Source organism: Methylobacterium sp. Leaf94, from assembly GCF_001426045.1.
Classification (GTDB): Bacteria; Pseudomonadota; Alphaproteobacteria; order Rhizobiales; family Beijerinckiaceae; genus Methylobacterium.
The window spans coordinates 61,379-81,362 of the sequence record NZ_LMRM01000034.1; the positions used below are offsets into that span (position 1 = coordinate 61,379).

Here is a 19,984-nt window from a genome sequence, read left to right on the forward strand (position 1 = left end):
CCTTCAGGCGATGCGCTTGTCGGACTGAGACTGGGGCGTGCCGGCAGCGGCCTGGGACAGGCCGCGGATGAGGGCGCGCCGCGCGAGTTCGATCTTGAAGCCGTTCTCGGATTGGGGGTGCGCCGCGGCGACCACGATATTGGCGGCGGCGGCGAAGGTCTCGTGGGTGGCCGGCTTGCCGACCAGGAAGGCTTCCGCCTGCGCGTCACGCCAGGGCTTGTGCGCGACGCCGCCCAGGGCGAAGCGCGCGGTCTGGATGGTGTCGCCGTCGAGCTTGATCACCGCCGCCACCGAGACGAGGGCGAAGGCGTAGGAGAGCCGGTCGCGCAGCTTCAGGTAGGTGTGGTGGGCCCCGAATTCCTCGTCGGGCAGGTCGACCGAGAGCACGATCTCGTCGACCGCGAGGGTGGTGTCCCGCTCGGGCGTGTCGCCCGGCAGGCGGTGGAAGTCGGCGAAGGGGATCGTGCGCTCGCCCCCCGGGCCGGCGACCCGGACCTTGGCCTCCAGGGCGGCGAGGGCCACGCACATGTCGGAGGGGTGGGTGGCGATGCAGGACGGGCTCGTCCCGAAGATGGCGTGGATGCGGTTGACCCCGCCGATGGCGGCGCAGCCGGTGCCGGGCTCGCGCTTGTTGCAGGGCGTGGCGTCGTCGTAGAAATAATAGCAGCGGGTGCGCTGCAGGAGGTTGCCGCCGGTGGTGGCGGCGTTGCGCAGCTGACCCGAGGCGCCGGCCAGGATCGCGCTCGACAGCAGCGGATAGCGCGCCTTGACCCGGTCGTCGTAGGCCACGGTCGCGTTCGTCACCAGGGCGCCGAGGCTGAGGCCGCCGTCGCGCTCCTCGATCCGGTCGAGGGGCAGCCGGGTGATGTCGACGAGGCGCTCGGGCCGCTCGACATTGTACTTCATCAGGTCGACGAGGTTGGTCCCGCCGGCGATGAAGCGGGCCTGGGCGCCGGAGGCGATGGCGCGCACCGCCTCGTCGACGGTGGTCGGGCGGACGTAATCGAAGCGGTTCATTTCGCGGCTCCCGCGTGCATCACGTCCTCGATGGCGTCGACGATGTTGGTGTAGGCGCCGCAGCGGCAGATGTTGCCGCTCATCGCCTCCCGGATCTCGTCCCGCGACTGGGCGTGCCCCTCGGAGAGCATGCCCACGGCCGAGCAGAGCTGGCCGGGCGTGCAGTAGCCGCACTGGAAGGCATCGTGCTCGACGAAGGCCGCCTGGAGCGGGTGCAGGCCCTCGGCGCCGGCCAGGCCCTCGACCGTGGTGATGCTGGCCCCGTCCTTCATCACCGCCAGCGTCAGGCAGGAATTGATGCGCGTGCCGTTCACCAGCACCGTGCAGGCGCCGCACTGGCCGTGGTCGCAGCCCTTCTTGGTGCCGGTGAGGTCGAGGTCCTCGCGCAGGAGGTCGAGGAGGGTGGTCCAGGGGGCGACCTGAAGCGTCCGGCTCTCGCCGTTGATCGTCAGGGTGATGCCGATGGTGTTCGCAGCATGGGAGGAGCCGCTTTCGATGAGCATGGCGGTATCCGTGGCTTGCGCGGCGCGTAAGGCGCGACGCCGCTGGTGTTCGAGGAAACTCGCAGGGGCGGCGGCGGGGAAAAAACATCCGCCCCGTCCCGGTCCACTCAATAACAGTTCCAAAAAGCTGGTGTTCCCGCCGGAGATCCTTGCGCCGGGTTCACGTTTGACGAGAGCACCACTGCGCCGGTCGGTTTCAGCCGGAGACGTCTGCTGTCCGATGGCCGGCGCCGTCGCTCGGTCGAGGTTGCTCGGTCGAGGTTGCTTGGCCCAGCCGCCATGGGCTAACCCGGGAGCCGCCGCCCGCCTTCGCTCAAGGACGCCCGATGATCGCGCTCGCCCCCGTTCTCAACGACATCGACCGCGACCTCGACAGCGCCCTGGAGCGGCTCTTCGCCTTCCTGCGCATCCCCTCGATCTCCACCGATCCGACCTTCGCCCCCCAGTGCCGCGAGGCCGCGACCTGGCTCGCCGGCACCCTGACGGCCCTGGGCTTCGAGACCGGCATCCACGAGACCGCCCTGCACCCGGTGGTGCTGGCCCATAAGCCGAAGCCCGGCTTCCCGCACGTGCTGTTCTACGGGCATTACGACGTGCAGCCGGTGGACCCCCTGACCCTCTGGGAGACGCCCCCCTTCGAGCCGCGCCTCGCCACCGACGCCGCCGGGAAGCGGACGATCGTCGGGCGCGGCACCTCGGACGACAAGGGCCAGGTGATGACCTTCGTGGAGGCCTGCCGGGCCCATCTGGCGATGGCGGGCGAGCTCCCCTGCGGCGTCACCATCCTGGTCGAGGGCGCCGAGGAGAACGGCTCTCAAGGGTTGCCCGAATGGGTCGCGGCCAACCGCGACAAGCTCGGCGCCGACATCGTGCTCGTCTGCGACACCAGCATGTGGAATCCGACCACCCCGGCCATCACCACCTCCCTGCGCGGGCTGGCCTATTTCGAGGTCAAGGTGACCTGCGCCGACCGCGACCTGCATTCGGGCTTCTTCGGCGGCGCCGCGCGCAACCCGATCCACGTCCTGTCCAGGATCATCGCCGACCTGCACGACGCCGACGGAAAGGTGGCGCTGCCGGGCTTCTACGAGGGCGTGCGCGAGACGCCGCAGGCGGTGCTCGACCAGTGGCGCGGCCTCGACTTCACGGCGGACACCTTCCTCGGGCCCATCGGCCTGTCGGAGCCGGCCGGCGAGCGCGGCCGCATGCTGATCGAGCTGGTCCAGTCCCGCCCGGCCTGCGACGTCAACGGCATCATCGGCGGCTATACCGGCGAGGGCACCAAGACGGTGATCGCCGGCCAGGCCAGCGCCAAGGTCTCGTTCCGCCTCGTCGACGACCAGGACCCGGAGCAGCTCGCCCGCACCTTCGAGGCCTTCGTGCGCGAACGCATCCCGGCCGACTGCTCGGTGGAGGTGATCTGCTACAAGGGCAGCCGCGCCATCAGCCTGCCCTTCGACATGCCCGAACTCGAGACCGCCCGCACGGCCCTGGCCGAGGAATGGGGCGTACCCGCCGTGACCATCGGCGCCGGCGGCTCGATCCCGATCGTGGGCGACTTCAAGCGCCTCCTCGACCGCAACACGCTGCTGATCGGCTTCGGCCTCGACGACGACCGCATCCACTCGCCCAACGAGAAGTACGACCTGACCAGCTTCCACAAGGGCACCCGCTCCTGGGCCCGCATCCTGGCGGCCTTCGGCGGGCAGCGGGCCGGCTGAGCGGCCCCGTCGTCGCCCGTGGCGCGCGGCCTCGCACCCCGGAGCTCGGGTCGATCCTCGTGGGGACGCGCGTGACGCCGAGCCATCGACGACCGGGGCGAGACGCGAGGCGGCTCCCTCGCCGGGAAGGATTGGGTTGGGGTGAGGTGTGTGCCCTTTCCGGACTGCGCACCCACCTCCCCCTGTCCCTCTCCCGACCGGCGTGGGGACCCGCGCAGCCCAGGCCCCTGGGCGGCCGGCGAGCCCCGGCCGGGCGGGGAGGGTCGGGTGACCGTCGACCGTTCGAAATCCGCGGACGCACGCTCCGCTCGAATCCCCAGGCCGCATGACCGCCACCCCTGCCCCTCCCAGTCCCAGCGCGGCTCGCCTGTTCGCGGCGGGCCAGGGCGTGCTCGTCTGCCGCTACCCGGTCGCCACCGACCTGCCGATCCCCCTCGCGGTCCTGGCGCCGGCCGGCCTCGGCCTCCTCACCTGGGCCTTCACCGGCTTCGGCGGCCCCGAGCCCGATCCCGCCGGGCTCCTCGTCCTGCATGACGGGCAGGCGGCCCTGACGGAGGGCGGCACCCTGACCCTGGAGACCCATTTTCGCGATGCGGCGATCGCCTGTCCGAAACCCCGGCCCGTGGCGGAGCTGGAACGGCCCGAGCGCGCCGCCCTCGGGGAGGCGGTGCTGGCGGCCGTGATGCCGGACACCCTCGATGCCCTGGCGACGCTGTTTCCGCTGCTGGCCCCCGCCGTCGCGGAGGGTCCGATGCCCGAGACGGCGCCCCGCCTCGCCCTCGCGGGCGACGATGCGCGCCGGGCCACGCTCTCGGGCTCCACGGTGCCGAACTACCTGCTGCTGCGGGCCGGCAGCACCTGGAGCTGCGCCCGGGTGGCGACGGCCGAGCTCCGCTTCGGCCCGGCCCCCGCGATCGACCTCACCCTGGCGCCGGCCTGGGGCAACCCCCGCGGGGCGACCGTCGAGACCGCGTTCCTCCTCGGCCCCGGCACCGTCACGCCCGCCCGCCTCCGCCGCGAGGCCGGACGATGAGCGGCCCCGCGATCCTCGTGGTGGCGCCGATGCCGGCGTTTCCGACCAGCGCCGGCAACCGGCGCCGGCTGCTCACCACCTGCGCCGCCCTGCAGCGCGGCGGCTACGCGGTCGACCTCGCCTATTACGCCCACGAGGACCAGATCTATCGCCGCTTCGGGCAGCACCCGCCCACCGACGAGGCCGCGGCGGCGGGCCTGTTCCGGCACATCTTCCGGATCGAGCCGCCGGCGACCATCCCGCTCACCACCCGGTCGCGGTGCTTCGCCATCGACGACTGGTGCCCCGAGGCGGTCGGCGCCTTCGTCGCCTGGTACGGACGGGCCTACCCTGAGACCCGTGCGATCCTGATGAACTACGTGTTCCTGTCGCGGGCGCTGGAGGCGGCGCCGCCGGGCGTGCTCAGGCTCATCGACACCCACGACCGCTTCGCCGACCGGCAGCGGCAATACCGTCCGTTCCGGGCCGAGCCGAACTTCTTCTACACCGACCGGGCGGGCGAGGCGGCGGGCCTCGCCCGGGCCGACATCGTGCTGGCGATCCAGTCCGAGGAAGCGGCCTATTTCCGGACGATCACCGATCGCCGGGTTCACCTGCTGCCGCCGCGCTTTGACGCCCGCCGGCCCTTCGCGGCCCCGGCCCGGGTCAAGCGGATCGGCTTCCTCGGCCACGGCAACGATCCGAACCTGGTCTCGATCCGGCGCTTCGCCGCGGCCTGGAGCGAGGACTGGACCCCGGCCCGTCCCGAACTCGTCATCGCGGGCGAGATCAGCAACAGCCTCGGCCCGACCGCAGGGCCCGGCGTGCGGCTCGCCGGCTACCTGCCGGAGCTGGAGGACTTCTACGACGGCGTCGACCTCGTGGTGGCGCCGATCCTCATGGGCAGCGGCCTGAAGATGAAGGTCGCCGAGGCCCTGTCCTTCGGCAAGCCCGTCATCGGCACCGCCCTCGGCTTCGAGGGCTTCGATCCCGTGGCGCCGGCCCACCGCCTGCCGACCGCCGAAGCGGTGAAGGCCGAGGTGCTCGGGCTGGCCGACGACGCGGCCGGCCTCGCCGCCCTCACCTGCGCCTGCGCGGATCTATTTGCCGGCTATAACGCCCGCGCCGAGCAGGCCGAAACCGCTTTGCTGGCAATGCTCTCTGTTTCCGATGAGAAACCATCTGAGGCTGCCGCGTCTGTCGCCCCCGCCACCGCGAACGATCCCGATCGGGTGGTCACGTTCCTCGAGGGCGGACGCCTCACCCGCGAGACCTCCCTGCGGTCCGACCTGCGCGACGATCCCGAACGCGGCCTCCTGGTCGCCACCGAGCGCGTCGCCCCGCCCGGCGCCGATCCCTACACCCCCGCCCGCCGGCGCTGGTTCGCCAGGGCGGAGGAGGGCAAGACCGAGCGCAGACAGGACGAGGCCGGATCACCGGACGCCGGTTTGGCCGGGCTCCGGCTCGCCCTCTCGCCGGAATGGGTCCGCGACCGGCGCCTGCCCCCTCTCCTCCGGGCGGACCTCGCGGCGCAGCTGGCGGATGTCGCGGCGGACTGGGAAGCCCAGGCGGTCCGCGTCGGCACCGCCGGAGACGCGACGACCCTGGCCCTGACGCTGCCGCGTCACCTCGCATTCGGCACGCATCCCCACGCCGCCTTCCGGATCGGCACGCCGACGCGCGAGATCACGCTCGGACGTGTCACCCCTCTGAATACCAGCCGGATTCCAATGTATTCCAGCGCGTATATCAGCGCGTATACCAGCGCCCGCGCGGACCTCCCGGGCGCGCCGGCGGCCGTGACCTTCGCGGGGCTCGGAGCAGGCCCGGAGGCCTCCACGATCCTGTTCCTGCACGACGACCTCATCGGCCGCATCACGGTCCTGCCCGACCCCGTCCCGAGCCCGGAGCCCCTTCCATGATGGCGGCCCCCGACATCCTCGACGCTCCGGCGGGCCGAAAGGCGGCCCTGGTCGAGGCCGCCCTGATCTGGAATGCGTTGTTTCTCAACGACATCCGCATCGCGTTCCGGCCGGAAGCCGCGCCCGTGATCTCGGTCGTGATCGTCTCGCGCGGGGCCCGGCACCTGCTGGCCTGGACCCTGGCGAAGCTCGCCGGGCACCAGGCCTTCGCCGGCCCCGCCTTCGAGGTGATCCTGGTCGACAACGCCTCCGATGCCGAGACCCGGACGCTCTTCGACCGGGTCGACGGCGCCCGGATCCTGCTCAATCCGGAGAACGCCGGCTTCGGCCCCGCCTGCAACCAGGGGGCCGCCGAGGCCCGCGGCCGCTACGTGCTGTTCCTGAATCCCGACATCGACCTGATGCCCGGTGCCCTGGCGGCCCTGGTCCGCACCTTCGCGGAGGCCGACGACGTCGGCATCGTCGGCGGGCGGCTGGTCTTCCCCGGGGGCATCCTGCAGGAGGCCGGGGCCGGCTTCCAGGACGACCCGCAGCTCACCCATCCGGCCGGCCGCGGCGGCCTCGATCCCTTCGCGCCGGAGGCCTCTTACGTCCGCGACGCGGGCTACGTCTCCGGGGCCCTGCTGATGATCGAGGCCCGGCTGTTCACCGAGCTCGGCGGCTTCGACGACCTGTTCGCGCCGGCCTATTTCGAGGACACCGACCTCTGCGCCCGCTGCCAGCAGGCGGGGCGGCGGGTCGTCTACCAGCCGCGTGCGATCGCGATCCACGTGGAGAGCGGCACCAGCGTCCGGCGCGCCGACGTCGAGGCGCTCCTCGACCGCAACCGGGTCCGCTTCCGCGAGCGGCACGGTGCCTGGCTCTTCGGGCAGGGGCCGCGGCGCACGGGCTTCGGGCCCCGCGACGACGCGCCCTTCGCCCTGCGCGTCCTCTACGTCGACGACCGCGCCCCCCATCAGGATCTCGGGGCCGGGCTGCCGCGGGCCAACACCATCGTCAACGCGATGGCGGATCTCGGCTACGCCGTGACGGTGTGCTCGGTCTACGGCGAGCGCGAGGAGCCGGCGACGACCTATCGGGATCTCTCGGACCGGATCGAAGTCATCGAGCCCTGCGGGCGGGAGGGCTTCCGCCGCCTCGTCACCGAGCGGGCCGGAGCCTACGACGTACTCTGGGTCAGCCGGCCGCCGCACATCCGCATGGTGTGCGAGGTCCTGGCGGATCTGGGCCTGAGCCCGCGGGATGTGGGCCGCGCCCGCGTGGTGTTCGATTCCGAATCCCTCTACGCCCTGCGCGAGTTCGTCGTCGACGCCCTCAAAGGCCGGCCGTCGCCGGGGCCGTCCCTTGCCCGGGCGACCGCCCTGGAGCTCCGGACGATCGCGGCGGCCGACCGGGTGGTCTGCGTCTCCCCGGCCGACGCGCGCCTGCTGCGCCGGGCCGGGGTCGCCGATCCGGTGGTCCTCGGCCACGTCCAGGCGCCCCATCCGAACCCGCCCGGATTCGCCGCCCGCCGGGGTTTCGTCTTCATCGGGTCCCTCGCCCGCGAGGGGGAGCCGAACATCGATTCGCTCGACTGGTTCTTCGGGCAGGCCTGGGACTTCCTGCGGGCGCTCATGCCGGACGCCCACGTCACCATCATCGGTGCGGTCGCGCCCTCCATCGCCGAGCGGCTGACCCGGCCCGGCGTCACCGTGCTCGGCCGCCTCGACGAGATCGGCCCCGCCCTGGATGCCGCCCGCGTCGCCCTCGCGCCGACGCGCTTCGCCGCCGGCCTTCCGCACAAGGTGCTGGAGACCGTGGCGCGCGGCCTGCCGAGCGTCGTCACCCCCGTCCTGGCCGGGCAGATGGGCTGGCCCGACGGCACCGGATACCGGGTCCACGACTGGCACGATCCCCGGGGCTTCGCCGAGACGCTGGCGCATCTCCACGCGGACGCGGCGGCGTGGACGCAGGTGCAGTGCGCCGGCCTCGCCCAGGTCGGCCGCGACGAGGACCCCGCGGCCTACCGCGCCGTCCTGCGCCAGGTGTGCGAGGCGCCGACCTTCCCATGACACGCAGCCCGACGTTCCACGCCGTCCGCCTCGCCACGCCCCTGATCCGCCGGGTGATCCTCGGCCGCGTGCCCCGCCTGTTCGATGCGGCCTATTACCGGGCGACCAACCCGGACGTGGCCCGCTCCGGCATCGACCCGTTCCTGCACTACGTCTGGCGCGGCGCCGCTCAGGACCGCGATCCGAGCGCCGATTTCGACACCGCTTTCTACAAGCGCCAGAGCGGCCCGACGCGCCTCGACCCGGTGCGGCACTACCTGCGGGCGGGGGCGAAGGCCGGCCTCGACCCGAATCCCGCCTTCAGCACCCTGATGTACGTGGCCCGCTACCCCGATGTCGGGCTGGCCGGGGTCAACCCCCTGGTGCATTACCGCCAGGACGGGCGGGCGGAGGGCCGCGTCACAGCCCCGTCCGCCTCGCAGCCGGAGGAATGGGTGCCCTTCCAGGGGGTCCGCGAGACCCATCGCTGGACCTATCCGGCCCAAGCCTCGCCCCGCTTCGCCCTGACCCTGCGGCGTGACGTGCCGGTCTCGGCCTGCCCCAGCTTCCTGCCCCGGCTCTGCCTCGTGCTGACCCTCGACGGAAGCGAGATCGACGGCCTGGTCCAGAGCTTCGACGCCTTCCCGGGCTCGGCCGCCGACGCGCTCACCCTCGCGGTCGACACCACCCTGCGCCCCCATCCGCCCCGCCCTACCCTGGTCCTCGCCCTGGAACAGTGCTTCCACGGGCCGGGCCCCGGGGGCGCGGTGCTGCTGCGCTACGCGGAGGCGCGGATCTGGGACGTGCTGCTGGAGCGCCCGCACGTGCTGCGGCTCTGCCCGGCCGGCGCGCTCGCGCTTCGGGTGCTGTGAGGCGCCCCCGGTGCGGGGGACGGGCGTTCAGGCGGCGGAGACCGGGCGCACCAGATCGGCGAGGTCGACCGGGCAGTCCCCGTCGCGGGCGATGACGATCACCGGGACGGCCTGGTGCCGGGCGATCGCCGCCGCCACGACCTCGGGCGGAGTCGGCGCGTCCGGGCTGGCGCAGACGACGATCCCGATCAGGGGGACGCCGTGCGCGTGCAGGGTCTCGGCCGCCGTAAGGGCATGGCTGATCGCCCCGAGATAGGAGCCGGAGACGAGGAGCGCCGGCAGGCGGAGGGCCGTGAGCCAGTCGAGGCCGGTCGCCTCCCCCGTCACCGGGCTCATGACGCCGCCGACCCCCTCGATCAGCAGGGTGCCGCCGGGCGGCGTCGCGGCGATCGCGGCCCGGCACCAGCCGACGAGGTCGTCGAGGGCCAGGGTCCGGCCCTCGCGGGCGGCGGCGAGATCGGGGCTCAGGGGGGCGACGAAGCGCCAGGGCGAGCAGGCGGCGACCGTCTCCGGCGTCACGGCCAGGCCCTGCGCCGCGAGAAGCCGACCGGTGTCGCTCTGCGCGAAGTCCGCGGCATCGAGGGGCGGGACTCCGCTCGCCAAGGGCTTGAGGGTCCGCACGTCGCGGCCCAGGGCGCGCAGCCGCCGCGTCAGGGCGGCGGTGACGTAGGTCTTGCCGATCTCTGTCCCGGCGCCGGCGATGAAGACGGCGCGCGTGCCGCTCACTTCTCGACGAAGGCCTTCTCGATGACGTAGTGCCCGGCCTCGCCGTGGTTGCCCTCCTCGTAGCCGCCATCGGTCAGCAGCTGGCGAGTGTCACGGATCATGTCGGGCGAGCCGCAGAGCATGAAGCGGTCGTTCTCCACCGACATCGGCGGCAGGCCGATATCCTCGAACAGCTTGCCCGAGGTCATCAGGTCGGTGATGCGGCCGCGGTTGCGGAAAGGCTCGCGGGTCACGGTCGGGTAGTAGATCAGCCCGGCGCTGATCACCTCGCCGAGGAACTCGTGGTTCGGCAGGTCCTGGGTGATGGTCTCGCCGTAGGCGAGCTCCTGCACCTGCCGGCAGCCATGGACGAGGACGACCTTCTCGAAACGCTCGTAGGTCTCCGGGTCCTTGATGATCGACATGAAGGGCGCCAGGCCCGTGCCGGTGCCGAGGAGGTAGAGGTTCTTGCCCGGCATCAAATTGTCGAGCACCAGGGTGCCGGTGGGCTTCTTGCCGACGATGATCGGGTCGCCGACCTTGAGGTGCTGCAGCTTCGAGGTGAGCGGGCCGTTCGGGACCTTGATCGAGAAGAATTCCAGCTCCTCCTCGTAATTGGCCGAGACGACGCTGTAGGCGCGCAGGAGCGGCCGGCCCTCGACCTCGAGGCCCATCATCACGAACTCGCCGTTGCGAAAGCGGAAAGCGGGATCGCGGGTGGTGCGGAAGGAGAACAGCGTGTCGGTCCAGTGGTGGACGCTCAGCACACGCTCCTCGTTGAACTTGCTCATCGACGGTCCGTCTCGAATTTCGCTCGAATCTCGAAGCTTTGCGTGGCGTCTTCTCGCACCTGCGGTAGGCCCGTCAAGGCGGCGCGCTTACGCAGTCGCACGTCGGCACAGTGGCTTGGAATCGTTCTTAATTCTGCCGCGGCGCGTCAGAGCGGCTTCAGGCCGGCCTCGATCTCGACGCGGCGGGGTTCGAGGAAGGGCGGCAGGGCGAGGCGCTCGCCCAGGGTCTCCATGGGCTCGTCGGTGGCGAAGCCCGGCCCGTCGGTGGCGATCTCGAACAGGATTCCGTTGGGTTCGCGGAAGTACAGGCTGCGGAAATAGTAGCGGTCCACCGGGCCGCTGGAGGGCATGCGGCGCTGTTTGAGCCGGTCGGCCCAGGCGGCGTAGTCGGTGTCCGGGATGCGGAAGGCGACGTGGTGGACGGCTCCGGCGCCCTGACGTGCGGGGGGGAGATTCGGCTCGGCCACGAGATGGAGTTCGGCGGCGGGGCCACCCGCGCCCATGCGATAGACGCGGACCTCGCCCTCGGGAAGCTCATAGTTCCGGTCGTGATTCAGGCCGAGGATCTCGGTGAGCACGGCCTCAGTCCGCTCGATCTGCGCCACGCTGAGCCGGATCGGCCCGAGGCCGCGAATCTGGTGCTCGCCTGGCACGGGACTCCGCGCCCAGGGATGGGCCTCGCCGACGCCGCCGTCATCCACCAGCATCAGGCGCTGGCCCTCGCCATCCTCGAAATCGAGGGTCAGGCGCCCGTCGCGCTCCACCGGCACGGCGTGGTTCACGCCCTGCCGAGCGAGATGCTCGCGCCACCACCCGATCGCGTCTGCGCCGGAGACGCGCAGGCCGGTGCGGCTGATGCAGTCGGTGCCGCGTCGCTCCGGCGGCGCCGGCCAGTCGAAGAACGTGATGTCGGTGCCGGGCGAGGCGCGGCCGTCGGCGTAGAACAGGTGATAGGCCGAGACGTCGTCCTGGTTCACCGTCTTCTTCACCAATCGGAGGCCGAGGACCCGTGTGTAGAAGGCCAGATTGTCGGCCGCCTGCGCGGTGATGGCGGTGAGATGGTGGATTCCGGTGAGTTGCATCGGCGGATCCCTGAGCGGCGGGCTGACCTGTCGGATGGGGCGACCGACCCGAAAACGAAACGGCCCCCGGGAGGGGGCCGTTCGACGACGTCGGAGGGGGCGCTCAGACGGCGCCGGCGAGAAAGCCGAGGCCCGCAACCGCGAGGGCCACACCGGTCACCCGCAGGGCGGTGAGACTCTGTACGAGCCGTCCGGCCGAGAGGCCGAGACCGAGGCCCACCACGTGCAAGAGGGCGGTCGCCCCGAGGAAGCCGAGACCGTAGGCGAGGCCCGAGCCGGTCTCCGGCATCTCGGCGCCGTGGGCATGGCCATGGAACACCGCGAAGGCGCCCACGAGGGCCATGGCGGCGGCGAGCGGCAGGGCCGGGCGCAGGGCCAGGGCGGCGCCGAGCACCACCACCGAGAGGGCGATCCCGATCTCGACGAAGGGCAGCCCGATGCCGGCGACCCCGAGGGCGCCGCCGACGGCCATCATGCCGAGGAAGGACAGGGGGACGAGGACGCGGGCGCGTCCGCCGATGCGGGCCGCGATCAGACCCACCGCCACCATGGCGAGGACGTGGTCGAGGCCGCTGAAGGGATGGAGGAAGCCCTGCGTCAAGCCGGCGGCGGGCGCGTGGCCGGGATGGGCCAGGGCCGGCGTCGCGGCGAGGCCCATCGCCGTCACAAGGGCGAGGCGGGCCGGCAGGGAGGCGAGGCGTGATGTCATCCGGACTGTCCCGAGCTTGAAAACCAGCGGTGCAGCATCGTCGCCGCCTTGGCGGAAACTAGCAACCGCCGTGCCCGCGTACAGTCCCGAGCGACCGCAGCCGGGCGCGGCGGTTCGTCCACGGGCCCCGGAACCTGGACGCCCCGAACGTTCGTGATCCGTCAGAAGTCCGTGGGACGGCCGGCGGCGACCACCAGCATCTTCCCGTCCGCGAAGGTACGGGCCCCGGCGCGGCGGATGTCGGCCTGGGTCACGTTGGCTACGAGATCGTTGCGACGGGCGATGTAGTCCATGCCCAGGCCCTCGAAGGCGATCTGCACGAGCTGGTGCGCGATCTTGGTCGAGGTGTCGAAGCCCAGGGCGTAGGAGCCGGTCAGGTAGTCCTTAGCCTTCTGCAGCTCCTCGTCCGAAGGGCCGTCCGTGATGAGGCGGCCGATCTCCTCGCCGATCACCGACAGGGCCTCGCCGACGCGCTCGTTCTTGGTGGCGGTGTAGCCCCAGGTCATCGAGGCGGCGCGGTGGCTGACGAGGGACGTGCCCACCGAATAGGCGAGGCCGCGCTTCTCGCGCACCTCCTGGAACAGGCGGGAGGTGAAGGAGCCGCCGCCCAGGATGTGATTCAGGACATAGGCCGGGATGAAGTCGGGATCGCACCACGGCACGCCGTTCATGCCGAAGCGGATCACGGATTGCGGCACGTCGAGATCGACCACGTGGCGCGCGCCGATGTTCTGCATCCGGGTCTGGGGCACCGCCTTGAGAGGGGCGGCCATCTCGAGCCGGCCGAACGCCCGGTCGAGGCTCTCCGCAAGGCGCGCGGCGTCGATGGCGCCCACCGCGGCGACCTTGACGGCCCCGCGGCCGATGATCTGGCGATGCATCGTCACGAGATCGTCGCGGGTGATCGCCGCGATGCTCTCGGGCGTGCCGGAGGACGGACGGGCATAGGGATGCCCGGCATAGGCCTCGGCGAAGAAGCGGCGCGAGGCCATCACGCCCGGATCGTTCTGCTGATAGCGCAGGCCCGCCAGGGTCTGGGCCCGGACCCGCTCGATGGCGTCGGGATCGAGGCGGGGCTTGGCCAGGGCCAGGGCCAGGAGGTCGATCGCCTCGTCGGCGTGCTTGACCAGCATCTTGAGGGAGCCGCCCAGCGCATCGGAGCCGGCATGGAAGGAGAGCTCGATGGCCCGGGCCGCGAGGCTCTCCTGGAACGCGTCGGAGGAGAGGTCGCCGGCCCCTTCGTCGAGGAGGCGGGCGAGCATCTGGGCCACGCCGGCCTTGCCCTCGGGGTCCTGCGCCGCGCCGCCCTCGAAGGTGAAGGCGAGGGCGATCAGCGGCACTACCGGGGATTCGACGTGCCACGCCTCGATTCCGGGGGCCGCCGCGACGGGAACCGCCTGGGTCGGCGAGGTCGCGGAGCGGGTGGCGGAGTCGAGCAGGTCGGTGGTGGCCACGTTCATGGGAACCTCATGCTGTGCGCGGGGCGCGGCGGCGGGCGCCGCGGCCTCCCGAATGGTGTGGCCCGGCCGGGGGCCGGGATCGGCCTTCAGGCCGCGTCGGCCTCGCGGGCCTTGGTCAGGTAGCCGGTGACGGAGCGGGAGGGCGTCAGGTAGCGCTCGGCCACGGCCACGAGCCGCGCCTTCGTCACCCCCTCGATGTCGGAGGGCCAGCGACGGACCTCTTCGATGCTCTCACCGATGGCCAGCGCCGAGCCGTAGATGCGGGCGAGGGAAGACTGGCTGTCGGAGGAATAGACCGTCTCGGCCACGAGGCGGGTCTTGGCCCGCTCGATCGCCTCGGGCTCCAGGGCCTCGGAGGGGACGCGGCGCAGGACGCGGTCGACCTCCTCCTCCAGCTTCTCCAGACTGACGCCCTCGGCGGGGATCGCGTAAACGGAGAAGCGGGTGTCGTCGATGGCCGAGCCCATGTACCAGGCGCCGGCATTCACGGCGACACCGAGCTCCATCACCAGCTTGCGGTAGAGGTAGGAGGTGGAGCCGCCGCCCATGACTTCGGCCAGCAGTTCGAGGGCGTGGCACTCGCCGTCCCGCGCGGTGATGCAGGAGGGAGCGAGGTAGAGCCGCTGCAGGGTCGGCTGCTCGACCTTGGGGTCGGCCACGGCGAGGCGGCGGAGCGCCCGGGGCTCCGGCTCCTTGGCGCGGATGCGCACGGGCCGGGCGCCCTGCGGGGTGACGCGGCCGTAGGTGTCGTCGGCCATGCGGCGGACGTCGTCCGGGGTCACGTCGCCCGCCACCACCAGGATGGCGTTCTCCGGCGTGTAGAAGCGCTTGTAGTAGTCGAGGGCGTGGGTGCGATTCAGCTCCTCGATCTCGTGCATCCAGCCGATGATCGGCGTGCCGTAGGGGTGATGCACGAACAGGGAGGCGGCCATCGCCTCGGAGAGCTGTGCCGAGGGGTCGGTCTCGACCCGCATGCGGCGCTCCTCCAGCACCACGTCGCGCTCGGGCGCCACCACGGCGTCGTCGAGGACGAGGCCGGTCATGCGGTCGGCCTCGAACTCCATCATGGTCCGGAGGTGATCGCGGGCGACGCGCTGGAAATAGGCGGTGTAGTCGTAGGAGGTGAAGGCGTTCTCCTGGCCACCGAGGCCCGAGACGGCCTTCGAGAAGGCGCCGATCGGGTGCCGCTCCGTGCCCTTGAACATCAGGTGCTCGAGGAAGTGGGCGATGCCCGACTGGCCGAGCGGATCATCGGCCGAGCCGTTGCGGTACCACACCATGTGGGTGACGACCGGGGCGCGGTGATCGGGCACGACCACGACGTCGAGGCCGTTGTCGAGGGCGAAGGCACTGACCTCGGGGCCGCCCGCCTCGGAGCGCCCGAAGGGCGCGGCTTCGGCCCGGCCCGCGCTGGCATGGCCGCGCGAGGGTCCGAAGAGGGGCATGTCCTTCCTGAACAGGTGCATCGAAGCTCTTCCTTCCGCGGTCGGCCGCTTGCGAGGGCCATCCGTCATGTTGGCGTTGCGCCGGCTCCGCGCCACGGGGGTGCGTCGGAGGGGCAGGAAACAGGTCCTCGTGCGGTGACCCGCCGCGCCTGCGGCACCGGGCCGGACCCGGGGTTCAGTTCGCCGAGCGCGCGCGCACGTAGGCGCCCGGATCGGACTCCTCACGCTCGCGATACGGGTTGTTCACGGGGTCGCCGTTGGTCTTGGCGACCTTGCGGGGCGGCTTGCGGTAGCCGGTGGGCGGATCGGTGAGGACGTCGCGGTCCGGCTCGACCTGCGAAGGCTCCGCGACCTCGGCGGAGCGCAGGCCGAAGGGGTTCGACCAGAAGGAGTTGCGATCGTCGTTCTCGCCCTCGGGCCGGCCCGGCTCGGTGCGCGCCTGGGCGCCGGCGCGGCGTCCGCCGCGCATCTCGTCGATGGAGAGCGTCATGTTGTTGTCGTTCATCCGGCCCTGGGCTCCGCGGACGATCGGCTTCCGGGCCTCCTCGCGCTCGCGCTCGCGCTGGACGACCTCGGGATCCTTCGGCCACTGGGCCGAGGCTTCCGGCTGGCGCGGCGGCGGCAGGGACTTGCCGTCGAGCTTGGGCGGCATCACCAGGGGGGCCCGCTCGCGGTAGGTGATCGCGGGCTTCTCGGGCTCGATCAGGCCGATGCTGCTGAGCGTGTCGCGCATGAACACGCCCTGCTGCGCCTGCGCGCTCCCGGCGGTCAGAATGCCCGCCACCACCAGCAAAGCCCGATGTCCGATCATGCTATCCCCGCTCTCCGCCCGGTTGTGGGTCCCGGTTCCCCGAGCCCGGATGATCGCCTTGTGCCACGATCCTGATCCGACCTTCTCGGCCTGATCCCGGTTTCAGGCGATCGTATGGCGCCTTGACCGCAGTGCACCAGCCTCGCCGGCACAACGATCCCGGCTGTGGTTTACGGATCACAGGTCGGGCGGAAATGACGGCGAAGCCTCAGAGCTCGGACCCGGTGCTCCGGGGGGCCGGCCGCAGGCTGTCGAGGATGAGGCCGACGACGCCGGCGACGATGGCCGCGTCGGCGATGTTGAAGACGTACCAGGACCAGCTGCGCCAGTGCAGGTGCACGAAGTCGAACACCGCGCCGTAGGCCGCGCGGTCGATGGCGTTGCCGAGGGCGCCGCCCGCGACGAGCCCGAGGGCCACCGCCAGCAGGCGCGATTCCGCCCGCCGCATCCAGAGCGACAGGCCCAGCGCCGCGAGGCAGGACACGCCCACCAGCACCCAGCGGCCGAGGCCGCCCTCCTGCTGGAACATCCCGTAGGAGACGCCCCGGTTCCACACCACGAGGAACTCGGCGAAGGGCGCGATCCGCCAGGGCTGCGTCAGCACCAGGTCGGTGCCGAGATAGAGCCAGAGCTTCGAGGCCTGGTCGACGACCAGGGTGACGAGCAGCGCGACGAGGCCCAGGCGGAAGGGGGTCATGGGGGAGAGGGGGTCATCGGGGAGGACGTCACGCGGGAAGACAGGGCCTCCCCCCGGGATGGGGGACGGCGAGGGGCGGCATCCGCGTCACGCGGCGTTCGTGCCGGCATGCGCCGCATCCCACTCGCGCAGGGCGCGGGCGTCGCGGGGCGTCACGTCGGGATAGTCCGGGTCGCTGCCGACCTCGGGCGCGACCCGCCAGGAGCGGGCGCATTTGCGGCCCTCGGCCAGGGCCGGCACCACGGCGACGCCCCGAACGTCGTCGAGGCGGAACGCCTCGGCCGGGCCCTCGCCCGCCGCGATGCGGAGGGCGGAGGTGATGCAGACATCGGCGAAGTCGACGCCCTCCACCACCGTCCGCAGCTCCGCATCCGCGATGTAGACGGTGGGGGCCGCCTCCAGGCTCGCCCCGATGCGCTTGGCCGTCCGCTCGATCTCCAGGGCGCCGGTGACGACCCGGCGCACCCGGCGGATCGCCTGCCAACGGGCCGCGAGGGCTTCGTCCCGCCAGGCGGCCGGCGTCTCCGGCAGCGTCTGCAGGTGGACGGAGCCGGCCTCCGACGGGTAGCGGTCGAGCCAGGCTTCCTCCGCCGTGAAGGCCAGAACAGGGGCGAGCCAGATCGTGACCCGGCGGAAGGTCTCGTCGATGACCTGGAGGGCGGCGCGGCGCACGGGCGAGGAGGCCGGGTCGCAGTAGAGCACGTCCTTGCGCACGTCGAAGTAGAAGGCCGAGAGGTCGCCGGTCATGAAGCCGTTGAGGAGCGCCACCACCCGCTTGGTGTCGAAGGCGGCGTAGGCCTCGCGGATCTCGCCGTCGAGCTCGGACAGCCGGTGACGGACCAGGCGCTCGAGCTCGGGCAGCTCGGCGTGGGCGATCTCGGGGCCGGGCTCGAAATGCGCCAGCGACCCGAGCATCCAGCGGACCGAGTTGCGCAGCTTGCGGTAGGTCTCCGCGAAGGTCTTGATGATCTCCGGGCCGATGCGCAGGTCGTCCGCGTAATCGGAGGCCGCCACCCACAGGCGCAGGATGTCGGCGCCGGAATCCTTGATGACGTTCTGCGGGGCGACGACGTTGCCCTTCGACTTCGACATCTTCAGGCCCTTCGGGTCGAGGACGAACCCGTGGGTCAGGACGATGTCGTAGGGGGCGCGACCGCGGGTGCCGGCGGATTCGAGCAGGGACGACTGGAACCAGCCGCGATGCTGGTCCGATCCTTCCAGGTACATCACCGTGTCGGTGCCGCCGTCGCGCTTGCGCTTGACGCCGGACAGGCCCGGGAACTGCTCGGAATCGTCGAGCACGAAGGCGTGGGTCGAGCCGGAATCGAACCAGACGTCGAGCACGTCCGTGACCTTTTCGTAGTCCGCCGGATCGTGGTCGGGGGCGAGGAAGCGGGCGCCGTCCGCATCGGTGAACCAGGCATCCGCGCCCTCCGCCTGGAAGGCCGCCGCGATGCGGGCATTCACCGCCGCGTCGCGAAGCACCTCGTGGGTGCCGCGCTTGACGAAAACCGTGATCGGGACGCCCCAGGCGCGCTGGCGTGACACCACCCAGTCGGGCCGGTTGCCGACCATGCCGTTGATCCGGTTCTTGCCCTGTGGCGGTACCCACTGGGTCTCTTCGATGGACCGCAGGGCGACATCGCGCAGGGTGCGGCCGTCCAAGGACCCGACCGGCTTGTCCATCGCGATGAACCATTGCGGCGTATTGCGGAAGATGACCGGTTTCTTCGAGCGCCAGGAATGCGGGTAGCTGTGCTTGAGCGTGCCGCGCGCCACCAGGGTGCCGGCCTCCAGCAGGGCGGCGATGACCGCCTTGTTGGCGTCGCCCTTCTCGCCCTTGTGGTTAAGAACGAGTTTTCCCGTGAAACCGGGGGCCTCCTCGGTGAGCGCCCCGTCGGCGTCCACCGTGTAGGGGATGCGGGTCTCGATGCCGCGCTGGGCGAGCGCCCGGCCGTTGGCCATCCAGACCTCGAAATCCTCGCGGCCATGGCCCGGCGCCGTGTGGACGAAGCCGGTGCCCGCCTCGTCGGTGACGTGCTCGCCCTCGAGGAGCGGGACGGCGAAGTCGTAGCCGGGCACGTGGCCGGCCAGCGGATGGCTCAGGGTCAGGGCGGCGAGTTCGTCCGGGGCGACGTCGCGCAGGCGCTCGAAGGCCTCGACCCGGGCGCTGGCGAAGACCGAGGCGGCCAGGGCATCGGCGAGGACGTAGCGATCGCCGACCTTCGCCCAGTTGTCGTCGGCCGCCGCCGTGACCCGGTAGAGACCGTAGGCGACCCTGCGCGAATAGGCGACGGCGCGGTTGCCCGGCATGGTCCAGGGCGTCGTGGTCCAGATCACCACCCGGGCCTCGGCGAGATCCGGGCCCGCGCCCGCGATGGGCCGGAACGCGGCGAAGATCGTGTCGCTGACGTGGTCCTCGTACTCGACCTCGGCCTCGGCCAGGGCGGTCTTCTCCACCACCGACCACATCACCGGCTTCGAGCCGCGATAGAGCTGGCCCGTCATGGCGAAGGTCATGAGCTCGCGGGCGATCGCGGCCTCGGCCGGGAACGACATGGTGACGTAGGGGTGGTCCCAGTCGCCGGTGACGCCGAGGCGCTTGAACTCCCCGCGCTGCACGTCGAGCCAATGGGCGGCGAAGGTCCGGCATTCCTGGCGGAACTCGATGACCGGCACGTCGTCCTTGTTGCGGCCCTTGGCGCGGTACTGCTCCTCGATCTTCCACTCGATGGGCAGGCCGTGGCAGTCCCAACCCGGCACGTAGTTGGCGTCGTAGCCGAGGGTACCCTGCGCGCGGACGATGACGTCCTTCAGGATCTTGTTCAGCGCCGTGCCGATGTGGATGTTGCCGTTGGCGTAGGGGGGGCCGTCATGCAGCACGAATTTCGGCCGGCCGGCGGCCTGCGCGCGGATCTGCCCGTAGAGGTCGGTGGCGGCCCAGCGCTCCAGCAGCAGGGGCTCGCGCACCGGCAGGCCGGCCCGCATCGGGAAGTCGGTCTGGGGCAGGAACAGGGTCTTCGAGTAGTCGCGGGCGGGGGCCGCAGCGGGAGAGGTCTGGTCGCTCATGGGCTGTCTGTGAGGTCTTCGGCGCGGATCGGCGTTGAGGCGGTCGGTGGGCAGGACTGCCCCCGGGGCCGGCGGACTGGAGGCGAGGCGTCGCCCTCCCGGCCTTCGCATCGGACCGCCGCGGCGGCCCTCAGGCGC

16 protein-coding genes are annotated in these 19,984 nt (G+C 71.7%); 5 read left to right on the forward strand and 11 right to left on the reverse strand.

Going from position 1 to position 19,984, the window contains the following annotated elements; genetic code table 11:
- Nucleotides 1–3: 3 nt before the first annotated feature.
- Nucleotides 4–1,017 carry an FAD binding domain-containing protein gene (locus ASG63_RS15780; protein ID WP_056218278.1) on the reverse strand — a complete coding sequence of 338 codons (1,014 nt, stop codon included), beginning with the start codon at nucleotides 1,015–1,017 and terminating at the stop codon, nucleotides 4–6.
- A complete protein-coding gene (locus ASG63_RS15785; protein ID WP_056218281.1) occupies nucleotides 1,014–1,520 on the reverse strand; it encodes a (2Fe-2S)-binding protein in 507 nt (168 codons plus the stop codon). Before ASG63_RS15785 ends, ASG63_RS15780 begins: the two co-directional genes overlap by 4 nt.
- A gap of 326 nt (nucleotides 1,521–1,846) precedes the next feature.
- Here ASG63_RS15785 and ASG63_RS15790 point away from each other — a divergent pair, with 326 nt between their 5' ends.
- The 5 genes from ASG63_RS15790 to ASG63_RS15810 all read left to right on the forward strand — a co-directional run bounded on the left by ASG63_RS15790 (nucleotide 1,847) and on the right by ASG63_RS15810 (nucleotide 9,077).
- Nucleotides 1,847–3,241: a M20/M25/M40 family metallo-hydrolase gene (locus ASG63_RS15790; RefSeq protein WP_056218284.1), complete on the forward strand. Its 1,395-nt coding sequence runs from the start codon at nucleotides 1,847–1,849 to the stop codon at nucleotides 3,239–3,241.
- A gap of 325 nt (nucleotides 3,242–3,566) precedes the next feature.
- Nucleotides 3,567–4,274, forward strand: a complete 708-nt coding sequence (locus ASG63_RS15795; protein ID WP_056218286.1) for a hypothetical protein — start codon at nucleotides 3,567–3,569, stop codon at nucleotides 4,272–4,274.
- Nucleotides 4,271–6,175, forward strand: coding sequence for a glycosyltransferase (locus ASG63_RS15800; protein ID WP_056218288.1), 1,905 nt, complete (start codon nucleotides 4,271–4,273; stop codon nucleotides 6,173–6,175). Before ASG63_RS15795 ends, ASG63_RS15800 begins: the two co-directional genes overlap by 4 nt.
- Nucleotides 6,172–8,226, forward strand: coding sequence for a glycosyltransferase (locus ASG63_RS15805; RefSeq protein ID WP_056218290.1), 2,055 nt, complete (start codon nucleotides 6,172–6,174; stop codon nucleotides 8,224–8,226). Before ASG63_RS15800 ends, ASG63_RS15805 begins: the two co-directional genes overlap by 4 nt.
- On the forward strand, nucleotides 8,223–9,077 hold the full coding sequence (locus ASG63_RS15810) for a hypothetical protein (RefSeq protein ID WP_056218293.1): 855 nt from the start codon (nucleotides 8,223–8,225) through the stop codon (nucleotides 9,075–9,077). Before ASG63_RS15805 ends, ASG63_RS15810 begins: the two co-directional genes overlap by 4 nt.
- Before the next feature lie 27 nt (nucleotides 9,078–9,104).
- Here the strand turns inward: ASG63_RS15810 and bioD are convergent, their stop codons facing one another.
- From bioD to ileS, 9 genes are all read right to left on the reverse strand, one after another.
- Complete coding sequence (gene bioD / locus ASG63_RS15815; RefSeq protein ID WP_056218295.1) at nucleotides 9,105–9,803, reverse strand: dethiobiotin synthase; 699 nt, start codon at nucleotides 9,801–9,803, stop codon at nucleotides 9,105–9,107.
- A complete protein-coding gene (locus tag ASG63_RS15820) occupies nucleotides 9,800–10,573 on the reverse strand; it encodes a ferredoxin--NADP reductase (RefSeq protein WP_056176712.1) in 774 nt (257 codons plus the stop codon). Before ASG63_RS15820 ends, bioD begins: the two co-directional genes overlap by 4 nt.
- A 146-nt stretch (nucleotides 10,574–10,719) precedes the next feature.
- Nucleotides 10,720–11,655 (reverse strand): ring-cleaving dioxygenase, encoded by a 936-nt coding sequence (locus tag ASG63_RS15825; RefSeq protein WP_056218298.1) that lies wholly within the window; start codon nucleotides 11,653–11,655, stop codon nucleotides 10,720–10,722.
- Between the two features lie 103 nt (nucleotides 11,656–11,758).
- Nucleotides 11,759–12,364: a HupE/UreJ family protein gene (locus ASG63_RS15830; RefSeq protein WP_056218301.1), complete on the reverse strand. Its 606-nt coding sequence runs from the start codon at nucleotides 12,362–12,364 to the stop codon at nucleotides 11,759–11,761.
- Nucleotides 12,365–12,525: 161 nt separating this feature from the next.
- Nucleotides 12,526–13,824: a M16 family metallopeptidase gene (locus ASG63_RS15835; protein WP_056218304.1), complete on the reverse strand. Its 1,299-nt coding sequence runs from the start codon at nucleotides 13,822–13,824 to the stop codon at nucleotides 12,526–12,528.
- Nucleotides 13,825–13,910: 86 nt separating this feature from the next.
- Entirely contained in the window at nucleotides 13,911–15,290 is a 1,380-nt protein-coding gene (locus tag ASG63_RS15840) for a M16 family metallopeptidase (RefSeq protein ID WP_056218306.1), read from the reverse strand.
- 154 nt (nucleotides 15,291–15,444) lie between these two features.
- Nucleotides 15,445–16,080 carry a hypothetical protein gene (locus tag ASG63_RS15845; protein ID WP_056218309.1) on the reverse strand — a complete coding sequence of 212 codons (636 nt, stop codon included), beginning with the start codon at nucleotides 16,078–16,080 and terminating at the stop codon, nucleotides 15,445–15,447.
- A 208-nt stretch (nucleotides 16,081–16,288) separates the two neighbouring features.
- Nucleotides 16,289–16,777, reverse strand: a complete 489-nt coding sequence (gene lspA / locus ASG63_RS15850; RefSeq protein ID WP_056218313.1) for a signal peptidase II — start codon at nucleotides 16,775–16,777, stop codon at nucleotides 16,289–16,291.
- Nucleotides 16,778–16,864: 87 nt separating this feature from the next.
- Nucleotides 16,865–19,846: an isoleucine--tRNA ligase gene (ileS, locus tag ASG63_RS15855; RefSeq protein WP_056218316.1), complete on the reverse strand. Its 2,982-nt coding sequence runs from the start codon at nucleotides 19,844–19,846 to the stop codon at nucleotides 16,865–16,867.
- Nucleotides 19,847–19,984 lie beyond the last annotated feature (138 nt).

What these genes read in the sequence shown, in the direction of transcription:
- ASG63_RS15795 (WP_056218286.1), top strand. Translation starts at nt 3,567, where the DNA reads ATGACCGCCACCCCTGCCCCTCCCAGTCCCAGCGCGGCTCGCCTGTTC.
- ASG63_RS15805 (WP_056218290.1), top strand. Translation starts at nt 6,172, where the DNA reads ATGATGGCGGCCCCCGACATCCTCGACGCTCCGGCGGGCCGAAAGGCG.
- ASG63_RS15820 (WP_056176712.1), bottom strand. Translation starts at nt 10,573, where the DNA reads ATGAGCAAGTTCAACGAGGAGCGTGTGCTGAGCGTCCACCACTGGACC.
- ileS (WP_056218316.1), bottom strand. Translation starts at nt 19,846, where the DNA reads ATGAGCGACCAGACCTCTCCCGCTGCGGCCCCCGCCCGCGACTACTCG.
- ASG63_RS15840 (WP_056218306.1), bottom strand. Translation starts at nt 15,290, where the DNA reads ATGCACCTGTTCAGGAAGGACATGCCCCTCTTCGGACCCTCGCGCGGC.
- ASG63_RS15845 (WP_056218309.1), bottom strand. Translation starts at nt 16,080, where the DNA reads ATGATCGGACATCGGGCTTTGCTGGTGGTGGCGGGCATTCTGACCGCC.
- ASG63_RS15785 (WP_056218281.1), bottom strand. Translation starts at nt 1,520, where the DNA reads ATGCTCATCGAAAGCGGCTCCTCCCATGCTGCGAACACCATCGGCATC.
- ASG63_RS15790 (WP_056218284.1), top strand. Translation starts at nt 1,847, where the DNA reads ATGATCGCGCTCGCCCCCGTTCTCAACGACATCGACCGCGACCTCGAC.
- ASG63_RS15780 (WP_056218278.1), bottom strand. Translation starts at nt 1,017, where the DNA reads ATGAACCGCTTCGATTACGTCCGCCCGACCACCGTCGACGAGGCGGTG.
- ASG63_RS15825 (WP_056218298.1), bottom strand. Translation starts at nt 11,655, where the DNA reads ATGCAACTCACCGGAATCCACCATCTCACCGCCATCACCGCGCAGGCG.
- ASG63_RS15835 (WP_056218304.1), bottom strand. Translation starts at nt 13,824, where the DNA reads ATGAACGTGGCCACCACCGACCTGCTCGACTCCGCCACCCGCTCCGCG.
- ASG63_RS15800 (WP_056218288.1), top strand. Translation starts at nt 4,271, where the DNA reads ATGAGCGGCCCCGCGATCCTCGTGGTGGCGCCGATGCCGGCGTTTCCG.
- ASG63_RS15830 (WP_056218301.1), bottom strand. Translation starts at nt 12,364, where the DNA reads ATGACATCACGCCTCGCCTCCCTGCCGGCCCGCCTCGCCCTTGTGACG.
- ASG63_RS15810 (WP_056218293.1), top strand. Translation starts at nt 8,223, where the DNA reads ATGACACGCAGCCCGACGTTCCACGCCGTCCGCCTCGCCACGCCCCTG.
- lspA (WP_056218313.1), bottom strand. Translation starts at nt 16,777, where the DNA reads ATGACCCCCTTCCGCCTGGGCCTCGTCGCGCTGCTCGTCACCCTGGTC.